15 protein-coding genes are annotated in these 15,870 nt (G+C 68.5%); 11 read left to right on the top strand and 4 right to left on the bottom strand.

Annotated elements, in window-relative coordinates; genetic code table 11:
* Nucleotides 1-218 precede the first annotated feature (218 nt).
* The gene (locus ACWPXK_RS25945) at nucleotides 219-1,424 is read left to right on the top strand and encodes an esterase/lipase family protein (protein ID WP_454198773.1); all 1,206 of its coding nucleotides are present in this window, start codon (nucleotides 219-221) and stop codon (nucleotides 1,422-1,424) included.
* A 248-nt stretch (nucleotides 1,425-1,672) separates the two neighbouring features.
* On the top strand, nucleotides 1,673-2,689 hold the full coding sequence (locus ACWPXK_RS25940) for an alpha/beta hydrolase (RefSeq protein WP_454198772.1): 1,017 nt from the start codon (nucleotides 1,673-1,675) through the stop codon (nucleotides 2,687-2,689).
* A gap of 86 nt (nucleotides 2,690-2,775) precedes the next feature.
* On the opposite strand, the gene ACWPXK_RS25935 is transcribed toward ACWPXK_RS25940, so the two are convergent.
* Nucleotides 2,776-3,228, bottom strand: coding sequence for a CBS domain-containing protein (locus ACWPXK_RS25935; protein WP_454198771.1), 453 nt, complete (start codon nucleotides 3,226-3,228; stop codon nucleotides 2,776-2,778).
* A gap of 230 nt (nucleotides 3,229-3,458) precedes the next feature.
* Here ACWPXK_RS25935 and ACWPXK_RS25930 point away from each other — a divergent pair, with 230 nt between their 5' ends.
* The 7 genes from ACWPXK_RS25930 (at nucleotide 3,459) to ACWPXK_RS25900 (ending at nucleotide 10,197) form a co-directional block, all read left to right on the top strand.
* On the top strand, nucleotides 3,459-3,989 hold the full coding sequence (locus ACWPXK_RS25930; protein ID WP_454198770.1) for a biotin transporter BioY: 531 nt from the start codon (nucleotides 3,459-3,461) through the stop codon (nucleotides 3,987-3,989).
* Entirely contained in the window at nucleotides 3,982-5,103 is a 1,122-nt protein-coding gene (locus ACWPXK_RS25925; protein WP_454198769.1) for a class I adenylate-forming enzyme family protein, read from the top strand. The genes ACWPXK_RS25930 and ACWPXK_RS25925 overlap by 8 nt, the downstream gene beginning before the upstream one ends.
* The gene (locus ACWPXK_RS25920; RefSeq protein WP_454198768.1) at nucleotides 5,100-6,227 is read left to right on the top strand and encodes a thiolase family protein; all 1,128 of its coding nucleotides are present in this window, start codon (nucleotides 5,100-5,102) and stop codon (nucleotides 6,225-6,227) included. Before ACWPXK_RS25925 ends, ACWPXK_RS25920 begins: the two co-directional genes overlap by 4 nt.
* Before the next feature lie 76 nt (nucleotides 6,228-6,303).
* A complete protein-coding gene (locus ACWPXK_RS25915; RefSeq protein WP_454198767.1) occupies nucleotides 6,304-6,984 on the top strand; it encodes an energy-coupling factor ABC transporter ATP-binding protein in 681 nt (226 codons plus the stop codon).
* Complete coding sequence (locus tag ACWPXK_RS25910) at nucleotides 6,981-7,583, top strand: energy-coupling factor transporter transmembrane component T family protein (protein ID WP_454198766.1); 603 nt, start codon at nucleotides 6,981-6,983, stop codon at nucleotides 7,581-7,583. The genes ACWPXK_RS25915 and ACWPXK_RS25910 overlap by 4 nt, the downstream gene beginning before the upstream one ends.
* Nucleotides 7,576-8,985, top strand: coding sequence for an AMP-binding protein (locus tag ACWPXK_RS25905; RefSeq protein ID WP_454198765.1), 1,410 nt, complete (start codon nucleotides 7,576-7,578; stop codon nucleotides 8,983-8,985). Before ACWPXK_RS25910 ends, ACWPXK_RS25905 begins: the two co-directional genes overlap by 8 nt.
* 216 nt (nucleotides 8,986-9,201) lie before the next feature.
* Nucleotides 9,202-10,197, top strand: a complete 996-nt coding sequence (locus tag ACWPXK_RS25900) for a DUF4185 domain-containing protein (protein WP_454198764.1) — start codon at nucleotides 9,202-9,204, stop codon at nucleotides 10,195-10,197.
* Here ACWPXK_RS25900 and ACWPXK_RS25895 read toward each other — a convergent pair.
* Nucleotides 10,190-11,425: a PucR family transcriptional regulator gene (locus ACWPXK_RS25895; protein WP_454198763.1), complete on the bottom strand. Its 1,236-nt coding sequence runs from the start codon at nucleotides 11,423-11,425 to the stop codon at nucleotides 10,190-10,192. The genes ACWPXK_RS25900 and ACWPXK_RS25895 overlap by 8 nt on opposite strands.
* Before the next feature lie 265 nt (nucleotides 11,426-11,690).
* Here ACWPXK_RS25895 and ACWPXK_RS25890 point away from each other — a divergent pair, with 265 nt between their 5' ends.
* Nucleotides 11,691-12,641 (top strand): AraC family transcriptional regulator, encoded by a 951-nt coding sequence (locus ACWPXK_RS25890; RefSeq protein ID WP_454198762.1) that lies wholly within the window; start codon nucleotides 11,691-11,693, stop codon nucleotides 12,639-12,641.
* Nucleotides 12,642-12,760: 119 nt separating this feature from the next.
* Here the strand turns inward: ACWPXK_RS25890 and ACWPXK_RS25885 are convergent, their stop codons facing one another.
* A complete protein-coding gene (locus ACWPXK_RS25885) occupies nucleotides 12,761-13,630 on the bottom strand; it encodes a sigma-70 family RNA polymerase sigma factor (protein WP_454198761.1) in 870 nt (289 codons plus the stop codon).
* 132 nt (nucleotides 13,631-13,762) lie between these two features.
* On the opposite strand from ACWPXK_RS25885, the gene ACWPXK_RS25880 reads away from it, so the two are divergent.
* Nucleotides 13,763-14,110, top strand: a complete 348-nt coding sequence (locus ACWPXK_RS25880) for a DoxX family protein (protein WP_454198760.1) — start codon at nucleotides 13,763-13,765, stop codon at nucleotides 14,108-14,110.
* A gap of 130 nt (nucleotides 14,111-14,240) precedes the next feature.
* On the opposite strand, the gene ACWPXK_RS25875 is transcribed toward ACWPXK_RS25880, so the two are convergent.
* On the bottom strand, nucleotides 14,241-15,827 hold the full coding sequence (locus ACWPXK_RS25875; RefSeq protein ID WP_454198759.1) for a GMC family oxidoreductase: 1,587 nt from the start codon (nucleotides 15,825-15,827) through the stop codon (nucleotides 14,241-14,243).
* Nucleotides 15,828-15,870 lie beyond the last annotated feature (43 nt).

Raw genomic sequence — 15,870 nt, 5'->3', positions numbered from 1 at the left:
TTGTGCTGCATGCCCTATCGCCTCGCAAACGCGGTAATTGTCGTTGCCTTTGTGGCGTATCCCTAGCCGCGACAAAGGCATTCGTGAGGTCTCCAGATCCGTTCGTTCCGAGTCGGTGGTCACGTTGCGCGGTTCTAGCGTTGGCGCAGTTTCGGTGCCGTCGACCCGCAAGAACGGCACCGCCCCTCGAACACCGTGGTTCTGCAGGAAGGCATGTAATGAAACGAAGTACTTACGGGCGCTCGTCTATCGCGGCGGTGCTGCTGAGCGTGTCGGTGCTCGCGGTCGGTTCGGCCGGCGTCGGGGCGAACGCGGCGCCGGAGGAGCGGCCGACCGAACAGACGCTCGCGGACTACATCGCCGCCGGTCGCAAGGCCGCGCCGGTCGCCGACTCGGGCAGCGCGGGCACCGGCTCGGCGTGCACGTCGGGCAGCGGCGCGGGGTCCGGCAACGGTTCCGGAGACTGCTACGGCGGATCCGGCAGCAGCTCGGGGTCCTCCGGCGGATACGCCAGTGACACCGTGGGTTACGGCCCGCCGATGACGTCGTGGCTGGCCGCGTTCGGTTACGGGCTGATGCATCCGGACGCCGCCCCGCCCGGTGCCAACGACTGGAACTGCAAGCCGACGGCCGAGCATCCGCGCCCGGTGGTCATGGTGCACGGCACCTGGATGAACGCCTACAACGGCTTCGCGTTCATGGGCCAGCCGATGAAAGACGCGGGCTTCTGCACGTTCACCGTCAACTACGGCCGGTCGAACCTCCTCGAAGGGGGCGGTCTCGGTTCGGTGCTCCCCGGCGTGATGGGTACCGGCTATATCCAGGATTCGGCCAAGCAGCTGGCCACGTTCGTCGACCGGGTGCTGGCCGCGACCGGCGCCTCCGAAGTCGATATCGTCGCGCATTCGCAGGGCGGTTCGATGTCGAACTGGTACACCAAGTTCGAGGGCGGCGCGGCCAAGGTGAAGAACCTCGTCACGTACGGCGCTACGCACCACGGCACGAGCCTGATCGGTATCGGCGCGCTGGGCCGGGCGATCAACAACTTCGGCATCGACATCCTCGGCTTCATCGAGATCTTCGTCGGCCACGCGGGCATCCAGCAGACGGTCGGCTCGGACTTCGTCAATAAGCTCAACGAGAACGGCGACACCATTCCCGGTGTCGACTACACCATTGTCGCCACCCGCTACGACGAGATCACCAACCCTTACGACCTGACCTTCTTGAAGGCGGCGCCTGGTATGTCGGTGCAGAACATCACCTTGCAGGACGGATGCGAGCAAGACGTGTCCGACCACCTCACCATCATGTACTCGCCCCGCGCGCTGTCCATCGCATTGCGTGCGTTGGACCCGGTCGGCCACCCGACCTTGGTGTGCACCTTCAACCCGTGGCTGATCGGCGGCGGAGGCTCGCTCTGACCATCCGATAGACGTGCCTTCGTCGCGCGGCGTGCATTGTGCCCGACTTCGCGCTTGCTCGACGGGGGCACCGGCCGCCTCGCGTTCGCTGCTCGCCGGACAGGATCCCCTCGAACCCGCCCCTGTCCTGGCGCGCACATCCCGGCGCGTGGCGGTGAGCCCACCGAGCGGACCTTCGCACCCGCCGCTCGGTGGGCACCACGGTGTCGACCCACGGCGTGCGCTGACCAGAACAGGAGCATCCGGCTATGACCCGCCCCGAAAAATGTTGCCGCCCGTGGATACCCGCCATCACGGCGGTCGTGGCCCTGTTCGGCGTGGTCGCGGCGTCACCGAACGCGACAGCGGACCCGCCGTCGGCGATCACCGGCCGGTGGGCCGAGGACGACCGCACGGTCCAGCTGCGGGTGTACTCCGCGGCGATGCGGCAGGACATCATGGTGAAAGTGCTGCGCCCGGCCGATCGCTCGGCGCCGCGGCCGACGCTGTATCTGCTGAACGGAGGCGGCGGTGGCCAGGACAGCGCGACCTGGCAGAAGAACACCGACGTGCTGCGTTTCCTCGCCGACAAGGACGTGAACGTCGTCCAGCCCGTCGGCGGTCGGTGGAGCTACTACACAGACTGGCGCGCCCCCGACCCGAAACTCGGCCTGTACAAGTGGAAGACGTTCCTCACCGAGGAACTGCCCCCGCTGATCGACGCGGAATTCGGCACCACCGGTGCGAACGCCATCGCGGGACTGTCGACGTCCGGAACCTCGGTGCTCCAGCTGCCGATCGCGAAACCCGGCCTGTACCAGGCGGTCGCGGCCTACAGCGGCTGCGCGCAGATCAGCGATCCGCTCGGACGCGAGTTCGTGAAGCTGGCCGTGGAGAGCTGGGGCGGCGGCGACACCGACAACATGTACGGCCCGCCCGGCGACCCGATGTGGGCGGCCAACGACCCCTACGTGCACGCCGACCAGCTACGCGGACTGCGCCTGTTCCTGTCCACGGGCACCGGCGTGCCCGGGATGTACGACACCTACAACGGCACACACATGCAGCCCGGCCCGCGTGGCTATCTCAATCAGCTGGTCTTGGGCGGCGTCATCGAGGCGGCGGTGAACTGGTGCACGCACAACATGCGTGACCGCCTGAACGCGCTCGGCATCCCCGCGACCTATGACTTCCAGCCCACCGGAACCCATTCATGGGGCTATTGGCAAGAGGCACTGAAGAAGTCGTGGCCGGTGCTGGCCGACGGACTCGGCCTGCCACACTGAGTTGCCGCACACGTGTGGCACCACTGATCATCGCTCGAGAACCCTTACTGCGGGAGGGAATTCTTCGCCCTCGCCGCACAGCCGCGTCAGGAGGTGGTCTCGCCCGGGGTCGGAAGATTCGCGGCGCAAATGGCTTCGACGAATTCGCCGACTTGATGCTCGGGCAGCTGTCGCGCGAGATCCGCCTCGGTGATGATGCCGGCGAGCCGACCCTGAGCGGTTACCGGAAGCCGGCGGATACGGAACTCGGTCATACACGCCAGAACGTCGCTGATATCCGCGCTGACGTCCACGGTGTGCATCCGATCCGCGCCCTGGGTGAGTTCCCCGGCTGTGGTCGTCCTGGGATTCAACCCGACACCGACCACCTTCACGACGATGTCGCGATCGGTCACGATCCCGACCGGATGGCCTTCGCCATCACAGATGGGGAGTGCGCCGACGTCGAGCTGGCGCATCCGCTGGGCGGCGAAGTCCATGGTGTCGCGCACGTTGATGCACTCGACATCCGGGCGCATGACGGTCTCCGCAGTGATCATGCTGAGCCTCCTCGATACGTACCGTCGCTTGCCGCTCGACCATCACTCGGATTCCGCCCTGGCGGTAGGGGACAAGGTCACAGTCTCGTCCTCGACTTCGCCGGAGTCGGGCCCCGCGCGCCGCCACCCCCGGCCTGCTATCTTGAACGTCGTTCAAGTTTTAGCGGAGGGTTGTCGTGGAGGGTGTCGAGAACTCTCGGGAGTCGAGGATTGGCATTTCGGCGCGCGATATGGCGCAGATCGCCGTTTTCGCGGCGCTGATCGCCGCGCTGGGTCTGCCCGGGGCCATCACGGTCGGGTTCAGCGGCGTGCCGATCACCGTGCAGACGCTCGGTGTCATCCTGGCCGGAGCGGTGCTCGGGGCGCGCAAGGGCACCGCAGCGGTGCTGGTCTTCCTCGCGCTCACGATGATCGGTCTGCCGCTGCTGTCCGGCGGCCGCACCGGTTTGACCGCGCTGGCGGGGCCCAGTGCCGGATACTTGGTCGGCTGGATTCCGGCGGCACTGTTCATCGGGCTGCTCACCGCACGGATCCTGCCGAAATACCCCCTCGTGCTCGGCCTGCTGATCAATGCCGCCGGCGGGATGCTGGTCATCTACCTCTGCGGCATCGTCGGGCTGCTCTTGCGCACGGATCTGGGGATCGGGGCCGCGATCTCCACCAATGCCGCGTTCATTCCCGGCGACCTGGCGAAAGTGGTCGTCGCGACGGTGGTGGCCAAGGGTGTCCACCGTGCGTACCCCGGTCTGATCCATGCTTAGTCCCGAACTCGGCGGCGCGGGCGATCAGCCTGCCCTCGACTTCGACGGCCGCACCCACACGTATCGCGACCTCGACCGGGCGATCGAGCAGTGGATCTCTCAGCAGGATGACGCGACCGTCTACGACGCGTCGGCCCTCTCGGTTCCGGACGCGTTGATCTGTGTCTGCGCCGCGGCTCGGCGCGGCATCCCGGTGATGGTCGAGAACCCGGACGCCCGTCCGCACCGGCCGAGCATTCCACCCGCGGCGTTTCTCCTGGTGGCGACGTCGGGGTCGACCGGGCGTCCGCGACCGCTCGCCCGGACGGCCGCTTCCTGGTACGACAGCTTCCCCGCGTTCACCGCGATCACCGGCGTGGCGCCGACCGACCGCGTACTGATCACCGGCCCGTTGCACGCGACCATGCATCTCTTCGGCGCGCTGCATGCGCTGTGGCGGGGTGCGTGCGTCACCGATGACCCGTCGCGGGCCACCGTGGTGCATGCGGTTCCCGCGGTGTTGCGCGAGGTGGCGCGTACCTGCCCGCGCTTGCGTACCGCGATCGTCGCGGGCATCGCGGTGGACGACGGTGCGCTGGCCGCTGCCGACCGCATCGAGGTCGTCGAGTACTACGGGTCTTCGGAAGTCTCTCTCGTGGCGGCGCGGCGCGTCCCCGAGCCGATGCGGCTGCTCGACGGAGTCGAGGCCGACGTGCGCGGCGGACTGCTCTACGTCCGATCGCCCTACACGGTGCTCGGCGCGCCCGAGTGGTTCGGGGTGGGTGACCTCGCCGAACTGGGGGCCGACCGCACGCTGACGGTGCGGGGCAGGGGCGACTGCGCGATCAACGTGGGCGGCACCACGGTGCTGGCCGAGGATGTCGAGCGCGTCCTGGAGGCACTCGACGGAATCGCCGCCGCGGCCGTGATCGGATCGCCCCATGCCGTTTTCGGTGAAACGGTCACGGCCGCGGTGCAACTGGACGGCCTGGTCGAACTCGACGAGATCCGGGCGCGGGCGCGGCGGGTGCTGACGAAAGAGGCGATGCCGCGTCGGTGGGTGCCGCTTCCTGCGCTGCCGAGAACTGCCGCCGGGAAAGTCGCCAGGGGGCAGCTGAAAGACTTGCTGACATGACCCCGGTCCCGGTTCTGGTGGCGCCGCGTCGCACGCCGATCGGCAACGCGGGACACGGGTTCGCCGATCTGACCACCACCGATCTGGCCGCTCCCGTGCTGCGTGAGGTTCTGTCGTCGGTGCGCGCCGCCGGGATCGATGCCGAGGTGGACGACGTCGTCCTCGGCAACTGCCTGGGACCTGGCGGCGATCCGGCCCGGATCGCGGCATTGCGGGCGGGTCTGGGCGTGCACGTTCCCGGCGTCACCGTCGACCGGCAGTGCGGGTCCGGCCTGGATGCGGTGATGCAGGCCGCGTTGCGCGTGCGCAGCGGCGCGGACGAACTCATCCTGGCCGGCGGCGTCGAATCGGCGAGCACGGCGCCATGGCGCTTCTGGCCTCCCGTCGCGGACGCCGACCCCGTGCGATACACCCGCGCTCCCTTCGCACCAGAAGGTTTTCCCGATCCCGACATGGGCGTGGCCGCCGATGATCTCGCCCGAGCACGCGGCATCAGCCGTGCGCGGCAGGACGCTTACGCGGCGCGCTCGCACACCCTCGCCGCGGCGGCCGACTTCTCCGCGGAGATCGTGCCGATCGGTGACGTGCACCGGGACGAGCGCATCCGCGCGGGCATGACCGAGACTCGGCTCGCGCGGCTGCGCCCCAGTTTCGGCGTCGACGGCACGGCTACCGCGGGGAATTCGTGCGGAATCTCCGACGGTGCCGCGGCGATGGCGGTCACCAGCGAGGCACTGGCCGCGGGGCTGCCCGCGTTGCGGATACTCGGCTGCGCGGTCGCCGGATCCGATCCAGCGCTGCCCGGACTCGGTCCCGCGCCCGCGATACGAAAATTGCTGCGCCGCACCGGATTCGACGTGGCCGATCTCGGCGTCATCGAGATCACCGAGGCGTTCGCGTCGGTGGTGCTGGCGGTGGCGGACGAATTGGGCCTGGACGAAGCCAGGATCTGCCCCCAGGGCGGCGCCATCGCGATGGGTCATCCCTGGGGCGCGTCCGGAGCGATCTTGCTGGTGCGGTTGGCGAGTCAGATGCTGCGCGCGGATGGCCCCGCGCTGGGGCTCGCGGCCTGCGCCATCGGAGGCGGGCAGGGCATCGCAATGCTTGTGGAGCGCGTGTCGTGAGGGAGGGGCAGCGAGTGAACCGAGGGCACAGCGCGCATTCGCGCGCGACGGATCCGAGCGTCAGCGAGGCGACGTCGTGAGCGAAATCGTCTTCGACTCCGTCCAGCACCGCTTCGGTGACCGAAACGTGCTGCACGACATCGACTTGCGGATCAGCGAGCGCCGCGTCGGCATCATCGGCGCCAACGGTTCCGGCAAGTCCACCTTGGCGCGCATGATCAACGGCTTGCTGACGCCGACCGCGGGCACGGTCACGGTGGACGGTGTGGACGCCGCCCGCAAAGGCGCGCAGGTGCGGCGGAAGGTCGGGTTCGTGTTCACCGACCCGGATACGCAGATCGTGATGCCCACGGTCGCGGAGGATCTCGCTTTCTCGCTGCGGCGAACGGGCCTGAGCAAACCGCAGGTCGCGGCGCGTGTCCGGGAGATACTGGAGCGGTTCGGGCTGGCCGACCACGCCGAGCACCCCGCGCACCTGTTGTCCGGCGGCCAGAAGCAGTTGCTCGCCATCGGCGCCGTCCTCATTCGCAGGCCGGAGGTGATCGTGGCCGACGAGCCGACCACGCTGCTGGATCTGCGCAACGCCAGGCTGATCGCCGAGGCGCTCGACGCCGTGGATCAGCAGGTGATCGTGGTGACGCATCAGCTGTCGCTGCTGGAGGGTTTCGACCGCGTCATCGTCATCGACAATGGTGCGGTGGCGTTCGACGGCACTCCGGCCGACGCCGTCCCGGCGTACCGGGCGTCGGTCGAATGATCGGCGTCTACCGTCCGGGCGATTCGCCGCTGCACCGGATGTCCGCCGGACCCAAATTGGTGCTGCTGCTCGTTTCGATCGTGGCGGCCACGGTGTTCGTGCGCAGCCCGCTTCAGGTGCTGATCGCCGCGGTGGTGGTGGCGGGATTGTTCGCGGTGGCCGGGATTCCGCGGCGAGTCGTCTCGGCGCAGTTGCGTCCGCTGGGGTGGATGGTGGCGCTCATCGCGGCGTTCCAGGTGCTCATCACGTCCCCGGCGCGGGCTGTGGTGGTGTGCGGTGTCCTGGTGATCTCGGTGGCGCTCGCGGCGCTGGTCACGCTCACCACTCGCGTGACGGACCTGCTCGACGCCGTCACCCGGGCGCTGGGGCCGCTGCGCAGGGCCGGCGTCGATCCCGAGCGGATCGGTCTGCTGCTGGCTCTGGCCATCCGGTGTGTCCCGCTGCTGGCCGGAATCGTGCACGACGTCGCCGAGGCGCGGCGGGCCCGCGGACTGCAATGGTCGATGACGGCGCTGGTCACGCCGACACTGGTGCGGGCGCTGCGGACCGCCGACGCGATGGGCGACGCCCTCGCGGCGAGGGGAGTGGACGATGCCTGACCTGCTGGCCGCACGGATCGCCCGACAGGCCGCGGAGAACCCGCGCGCGACCGCGGTGCTCGCCCGGCGCGAGCGCATCGACTACCGCGAGTTCTGGTCCCGGGTCGTCCGCACCGCCGCGGGGATCCACGGTATGCGCCGAATCGCCGTGCTGCCCACGTCCGATATCGAATCGCTGGTGGTGGTGACGGCGGCAATGCACGCGGGCGTGAGTGTCGTACTGTTGCACCGCCATCTACTGCCCGCCCAGCTGAGCAGGGTGCTGGAACTCGCGAAGCCCGCAGCGGTCGTGGCCGCGCCGCATCAGCATCGGCGGCTGCGAAGGCTGGGATTCGAGGGGCACGTGTGGACCGCCGCCGCACTGGAATCCGACGGCGTGGCGGGCGGTGCGCAGCCGGATGGCGAACTGCTGGTGGGCATTACCTCCGGTACCACTGGCGAGCCGAAACTCTTCGTGCGCGACCAGCGATCGTGGGCCACCACGTTGGATCGCTCCGACCGCACGTTCGACATCGGCGCCGACGATCGCGTGTCGGTGCCCGGCGTGCTCGATCACACGCATTTCCTGTACGGCGCATTGCACGCTCTCACCCGGGGCGCGACGGTCGATCTGCGGCCGGTCGTCCAGTCGCTGAACGACGGTGCGACACATCTGTATTCGGTGCCGACGATCGCGTGGGACGTGGTGCGGGCCGGCGTCGGTCCGATCGAGAGCGTCCGGGAAGTGCTGTCCTCGGCGGCCCGCTGGCCGCGCACGGGACGTGGAGCGTTGCGGGAGGTCTTGCCGAACGCGTCGCTCGTGCACTTCTACGGTGCCTCCGAACTGAGTTTCGTGTCCTTCGACCGCGGACTCGGGGCCGCCGAGGAGAACTCGGCGGGAGAACTGTTCGACGGCGTCGAGGCGCGGATTCGGCACGGCCTGGTATATGTGCGCAGCGACATGCTGTTCGGCGGCTACCTCACCGCGGACGGCGTGGTCGACGGCCCCGTGGACGGGTGGATGACGGTGGGCGACCGGGGCCGTGTGATCGGCAACCGTCTGTACCTGTTCGGCCGGGACTCAGAGATGCTGATCCGGGCCGGACTCAATGTGGAACCCGCCGCCGTCGAAGCGGCGCTCACCGCGATACCGGGTATCGCGGAAGCCGCCTGCATCGGTGTGCCGGACGCACGCATGGGGGAGGCGCCCGCGGCCGCGATCGTCGTGGACAACGCCGCACCGAGCACCGACGAGATCTGGCGGCGTCTGCGTGCGACGCTGCCGAGTCCCAGCATGCCGGTACAGATTCTCACCGTGGACAGCCTGCCGCGTACGCCACGGGGGAAGCTCGATCGACGGGCGCTGGCCGTGACGCTCGCCGCCCACCGCAGCGGCGGCCGCGCCGCAGGCACCCACCGCTGACGCCCAGTACGACAACGCGATCACGTGCTCGCGGGACCGGGTCCTCGTCGTGGCCCACCTGCCGCGGGCATCTTTTCGGCGCGTCGCGCAAAGAGATTCGCCCGAACGGGCAACGCCGCGGTTACCGACCTCTGATACTGGTTGGATAGGCACGCCATCGTGCGCCCTACGAGCCGATCTGGGAAGCGACGCACCGAGAATCGACAGGATCCGGCTATGAAGATCAAGAATCTGAATCCGCTCCCGATGGCCGACATCGGCGGCTCCGATCTGTTCATCCCGTTCCGGATGCCCACCGGTGACATCGGGTTCCTCCCCGGTGATACGTTTTCCGGCACCGAGCCGAGAGTTGGCGGGCCGAACTGGCGTTCGCCCATGTTGCTACGAAGCAACACGCACGATATGTCCAGACCGATCGAGTTCCAGTCGGCCGCGCGCGGCGCTCGGCAGCTCTGGGACTACGTCCACGACAACCCGGAGTATTCCACGGTCCTGCCCTGCGACGCGATCACTATCGGCGGCCGAATCTACTTGTGGGTGATGGTCACCCAGGGTCTGGGTAACGAGCGATGGTGCGAGATCCGGTATTCCGACGACAACGGCGAGAGCTGGACCGATAGCGGGGTTCGCTGGTCGACCAGCGCGTTCGGCGGCAAACGCGTCATGATCTCCTGGGAGCGCGGTGGTGACGGCTATGTCTACGTCATCTCCACCGGAGGGCTCGTTCGGAACAAGAACATGCTGCTGTGGCGGGTGCGCGAGATTCATGCCGCGCTCACCGACCCGGCGGCCTGGGAGGGCTGGGGCTGGAACGGCCAGAACTGGGGGTGGGGCCGGGACCCGGGCAGCGACCCGCGATTCGGCATCCTGCCCGACGGCACCAGGCTCGGAGAGATCGGGCTACGCCGGATACAGGGAAACTGGGTGATGTCCGGTTTCGACGCCGGAGCCTATGGTGCGTTCGTCAAAGTCGCCGGGAGGATCACCGACAATTGGTGGACGGCGCGAACATACCGGCCCGTGAAAGGCTCGTTCTGGGCACCGGGCGGTCCGGATATCGTGCCGCGCCTGTACGGCTGTTATGTTCACCCGGACAGCAGGTTCGACGGTGCATTCGGCATGATCGTGAGCGAGTGGGCGGAATCCGGTATGCCCTATCGCGCCATGCAGTTCCGTATCTTCGGCATCCGTGCGGCGGTTCCGATCAGTTAGTCGCCCCGGAGCAGCTCGAGTACGTGCGGGCCACCAGCGCGGAACGCAGATACCACAGGCCCGACGGCTGCGTCGGATCGAAACCGGTGAGCTGCCCGATCCGCTTGAGCCGGTAGTCCACGGTGTTGGTGTGCACGTGCAGCACCCGCGCGGTGCGCTGCCGGTTGAGGTTGTTGGCGATGTGCCGCCGCAGCGTCTCCAGCAGTTCGGGGTGCGCGTCCAGCGGGTCCAGCAGGGAGCCGAGGTATTCGCGGCCGGGTCCCGGACGGGTCAGCTGGTATTCCAGCGCCAGTTCGTCGAAGCGGTAGAGACCTGCCACCGCCTGCAACCGCTGCACCATGTCGAGCAGTTCGTGCGCTTGGTCGGCGGCGGTGGGAATCTGCACCGGGGTGGCCTCGACCATGGTCGCGGTGATACCGACCTGCGCGGCGTGCGAGAGCTGGGTGACCAGCGCGTCCAGCTGCTCGTTGTCGAGGTGGCCGGTCGGGATCAGCACGGTGCCGCCGTCCACGCTCAGCAGTGAGAGCGCGGCCTCGCCGCACCGGGTGGCCAGCTCGGCCTGGAGCCGCCGCAGTTTCCTGCGCGCGACCACCTTGCCGTCCACCATGGGGTTGCGTTCCTCGCGGTGTGGCGGAATAGCCACGGCCAGCACGGCATACGAGGACGCGATGGTGATGCCGCATTCGCGCGCCATGGTGGAGGTGCTGTGCCCGCCCAGCAGCGCGGAGGTCAGCGTGTGCACCGCCGTGTGGTGCTCGCTGACGACTGCCCGCAGCTCGCGGACGTAGGCCATGGAGACCGCCGAGTTGATCATGTCGAGCATCTCGACGACCATTTTGGCGCCGTCGACGAGGTTCTCGTAGTCCTTGGTGGACGCGTTGGAGACCACGAGATCGAGGCCCATCTTGAAGCCCTCGTGGATCGAGTGGTGGATGGTGTCGATCGGCACGCCCTCGCGCGCCCACCCCGCCGCGGCATCCCCGAGCCGCTGGAGCTTCTCCGGTAGGTCCTGTCCGTCCAGCATGCTCACCGCGAGCTCCAGGCACACGCGGGTGATGGTGGTGACGTCACCGGAGATGGCGTCGCCCGGCAGCGTGCCGCACGGGATGACGTTCTCGACGAAGTGGCCGACCATCTGACGCGATAGCCCGCGGACGTCTTTCAACGGGGACGACATCGGCTTCCCCGACAGGGTGAGGCTCGGCCGGGCCGAACTGTCGACGGACATTGGCGACTCCCTTCCACCCACATTGGTGTGTAGCGCATTCACACTAATCGGTCGATTCTCTTCGCGGACCCGATCCGCGGGTTCTGTGAGAGCACGGGATGCCGGTCGACGCGTCACTGTGAACGGTCACAGAGCATGGGCACACTGCTGGTCCGCGATGAGGCCGGGCGCGTCGCGTGGAAGGCGAGCGGTCCGTAACGTGTTGGTGGACAATAGGACATCGGTGAACCAGCGGCGATAGGTTGTCACCATGGAGTGCTATGGCGTGACCGCGAGCGATTCGAAGTCGTGGACCACGATCGCCAACAGCTTCGTTCCGATGGACTATGAGTACCGGGATCCCGACCGGTGGTATTCGGGGCTCACGGTCCAGGAATCGGCTGTCTATCGACTGTTGCGCTGGGAGCAGCGCGGCAGCAGTACGTCCTATCGCACACGGACGAACATCCGCCATCAGCCGTGCGACGATTTCTACTGGGTCGTCGTCCCCGAAAAGGGCGTGTACTCGGTTCGGTACCGGGATGAGGTGATGCGGGCGAATTCCGGTCAGGCCGCGGTGACCGCACTGGATGACCTCTGCCAACTACACATTCCGCTGTTGTCCGCGTACGCGTTCCAGGTACCGCGCGCGGAACTGGATCACCGCGCGGGACCCGTTGCCGAGCGGAGCATGACGATCGACTTGAACTCCGGCCTCGGCCGCGTCGCGCAGGCCATGATCCGCAGCACCCACGCCGAACAGGAGAACCTCTCCGACCGGGAGTTCAACGCGGTCTGCGATCGCATCGCCGAGTTGCTGTGCCTGATCGCGCTCGGGGACAACCATCCGCAGCGGGCCCATCACGCCCAGATCGCCGCGCAGGTCCGGCAGTACGTGCGAGCCAACGTCGGACGAGGTGACCTGCGGCTGCCCGCCGTCGCGCACGCGCTGGGCTGGTCGCCCCGGCAGCTGCGGTCGGTGCTGCACCACATGGGCACCACCTACCGCGACGTGCGGCGGGACGAGGCACTGCGCGCCGCGCGCGATCTGCTGGAGGATCCGGCGCGCGAGGAAGTCCCCATCCAGGAGCTGGCGGTCCGTGCCGGATTCACCCCGGCGTGGTTCTCCTCGGCGTTCAAGGCGCGCTTCGGTGAGACACCACGGGATTTCCGGCGACGTAGGCTGGCGGAGCTGGCCGCGCCCCATGGCGAGCGGGAGCCGGTGGTCACGCGCTGATCGAACGCCAGAGGCCGGGCGCAGCGGTTCGCGTCCGGCCTCTCGTGCTCGGTTACCGGGCCGATTCGCCTCGCACCGGAAGCGGAGCGGCCCCGCTCGCATGTCGGTAGCTGCCGAGATCAGTTGGGTAGCACGGTGATCGGCAGCCGCCGCAGCCGGGCGGGATCGGCGATCACCTCGTAGGCGGCGACTCGATCGCCCCGCACGGCGACCGTGAGCGCCAGCAGGATTCGGCCGTGCGGCGCGACCAAGATGCCCACGCCACCGTCGACCAGTGCGGGCACCGCCAGCCGCGAGCGGCGGCGCAGCAGCACGGTTTCCCTCGCGACTGCCGACGCACCGCGCACGGTCGCAGGCAGACCGGCGGGGAGTGCGGCCGGGTCGGCGGTCCGGAGCACGTCGGGTGCGAGAACAGCCAAGAGCCGGTCGAGATCGCCGCCGCGGGCCGCGTCGAGAAACGCGTCGACGACGTGCCGCTGCGCGGCGAGATCCGCTGGGACGGCGGCAGCACCGCGCACACGTTGCCGGGCGCGACTGGCGAGCTTCTTGGCGGTCGCCGTCGTGCGACCGACGATCGGCCCGATCTGGTCGAACGGCACCGCGAACAGGTCGTGCAGGACGAACGCGACCCGTTCGTCGGGGCCGAGCCGGTCCAGCACCACCAGCAGCGCGCGTCCGACCGACTCGATGAGCACCGCTTCGTGCTCCGGCTCGTTGTCGTCGTTCTCCAGCCGGTCCACGTGGTCGAGTGGATCCTCGCGCCGCGCCGCCCTGCCGCGCAACATGTCCAGGCAGATCCGGGACACGACCGTGGTGAGCCAGCCCGGCAGATTGCGCACGTCCGCCACATCGTGCCGGGCCAGCCGCAGCCACGTCTCCTGCACCGCGTCGTCGGCTTCGGTCGGCGAGCCGAGCATCCGGTAGGCGACCGCGTGCAGGTGGTCGCGCTGGAACTCGAATTCCCGCGTCAGCACGTCATCGGTGCGCATCGGTCACCTTTCTGCTTCGCTGCCCGTCATCGGGATGACGGATTCCACAGCGCCCAGGTGACCGTGGTGCGGCATTTGTGCCGCCGTTCCACGTTCGTGGACGGGCGCGACCCGGACAGAAGGATATTTCGTATGGTCATCGTCTCTGTTGTCGCCACGGTGCTCGCGGCGGCGGCCGCATTGCTCGCCGCGGGCATCGACGTCTTTCGCGCCGAGTGGGTTCGCGCGAATATGCGGGCGTACGGCGTTCCGGATTCGTGGCTGTTGCCGCTGGCCGTCATCAAGGCGATCGGCGGGGCCGGATTGCTGGTCGGTCTCGCGGTGCCGCCGATCGGCGTGGCCGCGGCCGCCGGGTTGGTCGTCTACTTCCTCGGCGCGGTGCTGACCGTGGTCCGGGCTCGGTGGTACACGCATATCGGGTACCCGCTGCCGTATCTGGTGTTGGCGGCCGCCGCGTTGGGGCTGTCCATTGCGTCGTAGGTGTGGGCGAACGCGCCGGGGAAGAGTGCGGATGCGACGACCGCCGAACTCGAAACGCGCCGACTCCTTCGGCCTCGGCAATCAGAGCGCACCATGCCGCCCGCTTCTCACGGGTGGATGAACGCGGACCCTATCCGGCGAGGATGAACTTGGCCGCCTGTTCGCCGATGAACACCGTGGGCGCGTGTGTGTGGCCGCGGATGATCAGCGGCATCACCGAGGCGTCGGCGACCCGAAGTCCTTGCACGCCGCGCACTTCCAGCCGCGGCGTGACGACGCTGGCGGCGTCGGCGCCCATCCGGCAGGTACCGACCGGGTGGTAGAGCGTGTGCGAATAGGAGTTGAGCGTCAGCTCCAGGGCGGCTTCCGGTTCGGCGGGCGCTTGCGGCGGGTAGATCAGCGGACCGAGCACCGCCCTCATCGACGGCTCGGCGGCGATGCGGGCGCACACCCGCAGTCCGGCCATGATGGCGGCGCGGTCGGCGCCCGCGCTGTCGGACAGGTAGCGCGGATCGATCACCGGCTTGGCGGACGGATCCGCGGCCGACAGCGCGATGCGGCCACGGCTGCGCGGGCGCAGCAGCACCGAAGCCAGGACCACGCCGTGCTCGGTCGGGTCCTGGAGTCCCTCGTAGAAGAATGGCGCGGGCGCGAAGATCAGCTCCAGGTCGGGCAGGTCCAGATCCGGCCTGCTGCGCACGAACCCGTACGCCTCGCCGACGTTCGAGGTGAGCATGCCGCGGTGGCGGATCAGGTAGTCCAGCAATTGGCGCGGCTTCTCGGCGCCGAACAGCGAATCGCCCGCCACGCCGTAGCCGAGGGCCGCGACCAGATGGTCCTGCAGATTCGCCCCCACCTCGGGCGCGTGGTGGCGCACCTCGATGCCGTAGCGGGTCAGCTCGTCACGGTCGCCGATGCCCGAGAGCATCAGCAGTTGCGGGGTGTTGATCGCGCCGCCGCACAACACGACCTCGCGCCGCGCGGTCACCGTGTGCGTTCTGCCGCCTCGGCGGTACTCCACGCCGATGGCGCGCGTGCCGTCGAAGAGCACCCGGGTGGCCAGCGCCTCGCTGTGCACCGTGAGGTTCGGACGGCGCAGTGCCGGTCGCAGGTAGGCGTCGGCGGTGCTCCAGCGGCGACCTCCGCGCTGGGTCACCATGGTCTCGCTGAATCCCTCCGGCTGCGGACGGTTCGGCGGCTCGACGGCATAGCCCGCCTCTTCGACCGCGGCCAAATAGGCGGCGGTGAGAGAGCGGGGGCTGCGCTGGCGGGAGACGTGCAGCGGTCCCTCGGTGCCCTCGTCGGGATACTGGGCGTCCTCCACTCGTTCGATGCGGCGGAATTGCTCGACGGCCGCGGCGAAGCCCCACTCGTCACCGGCCAGCAGCGCCCATTCGTCGTAGTCCGCACGGAAGCCGCGGACCCACATCATGGCGTTCATCGAGGACGAGCCGCCGTACATCTTGCCGCGCGGCCAGTAGATCTCGCGATTCTTCAGCTCCGGCTGGGGCTGCGTGAGATAGTCCCAATCCACCTCGGAGCGAAAGAGTTTCGCGAATCCGGCGGGAATGTGCGCGAACTTGTTCTTGTCCGGCGGACCGGCCTCCAGCAGCGCCACCGTGGTGCCGGGATCGGCGCTGAGCCGATTGGCCACCACTGCGCCGGCCGATCCCGAGCCGACGACGACGTAGTCCGCGGAAAGCCCACCTGGTTGCACTGTTCCCTCTCCGATCTGCACCGACTACGGCAAAGATACGAGC

It is taken from the genome of Nocardia sp. Marseille-Q1738, assembly GCF_965283145.1.
Note: the sequence above shows the minus strand (reverse complement) of the source record. Positions and strands in the feature narration are given on the sequence as shown.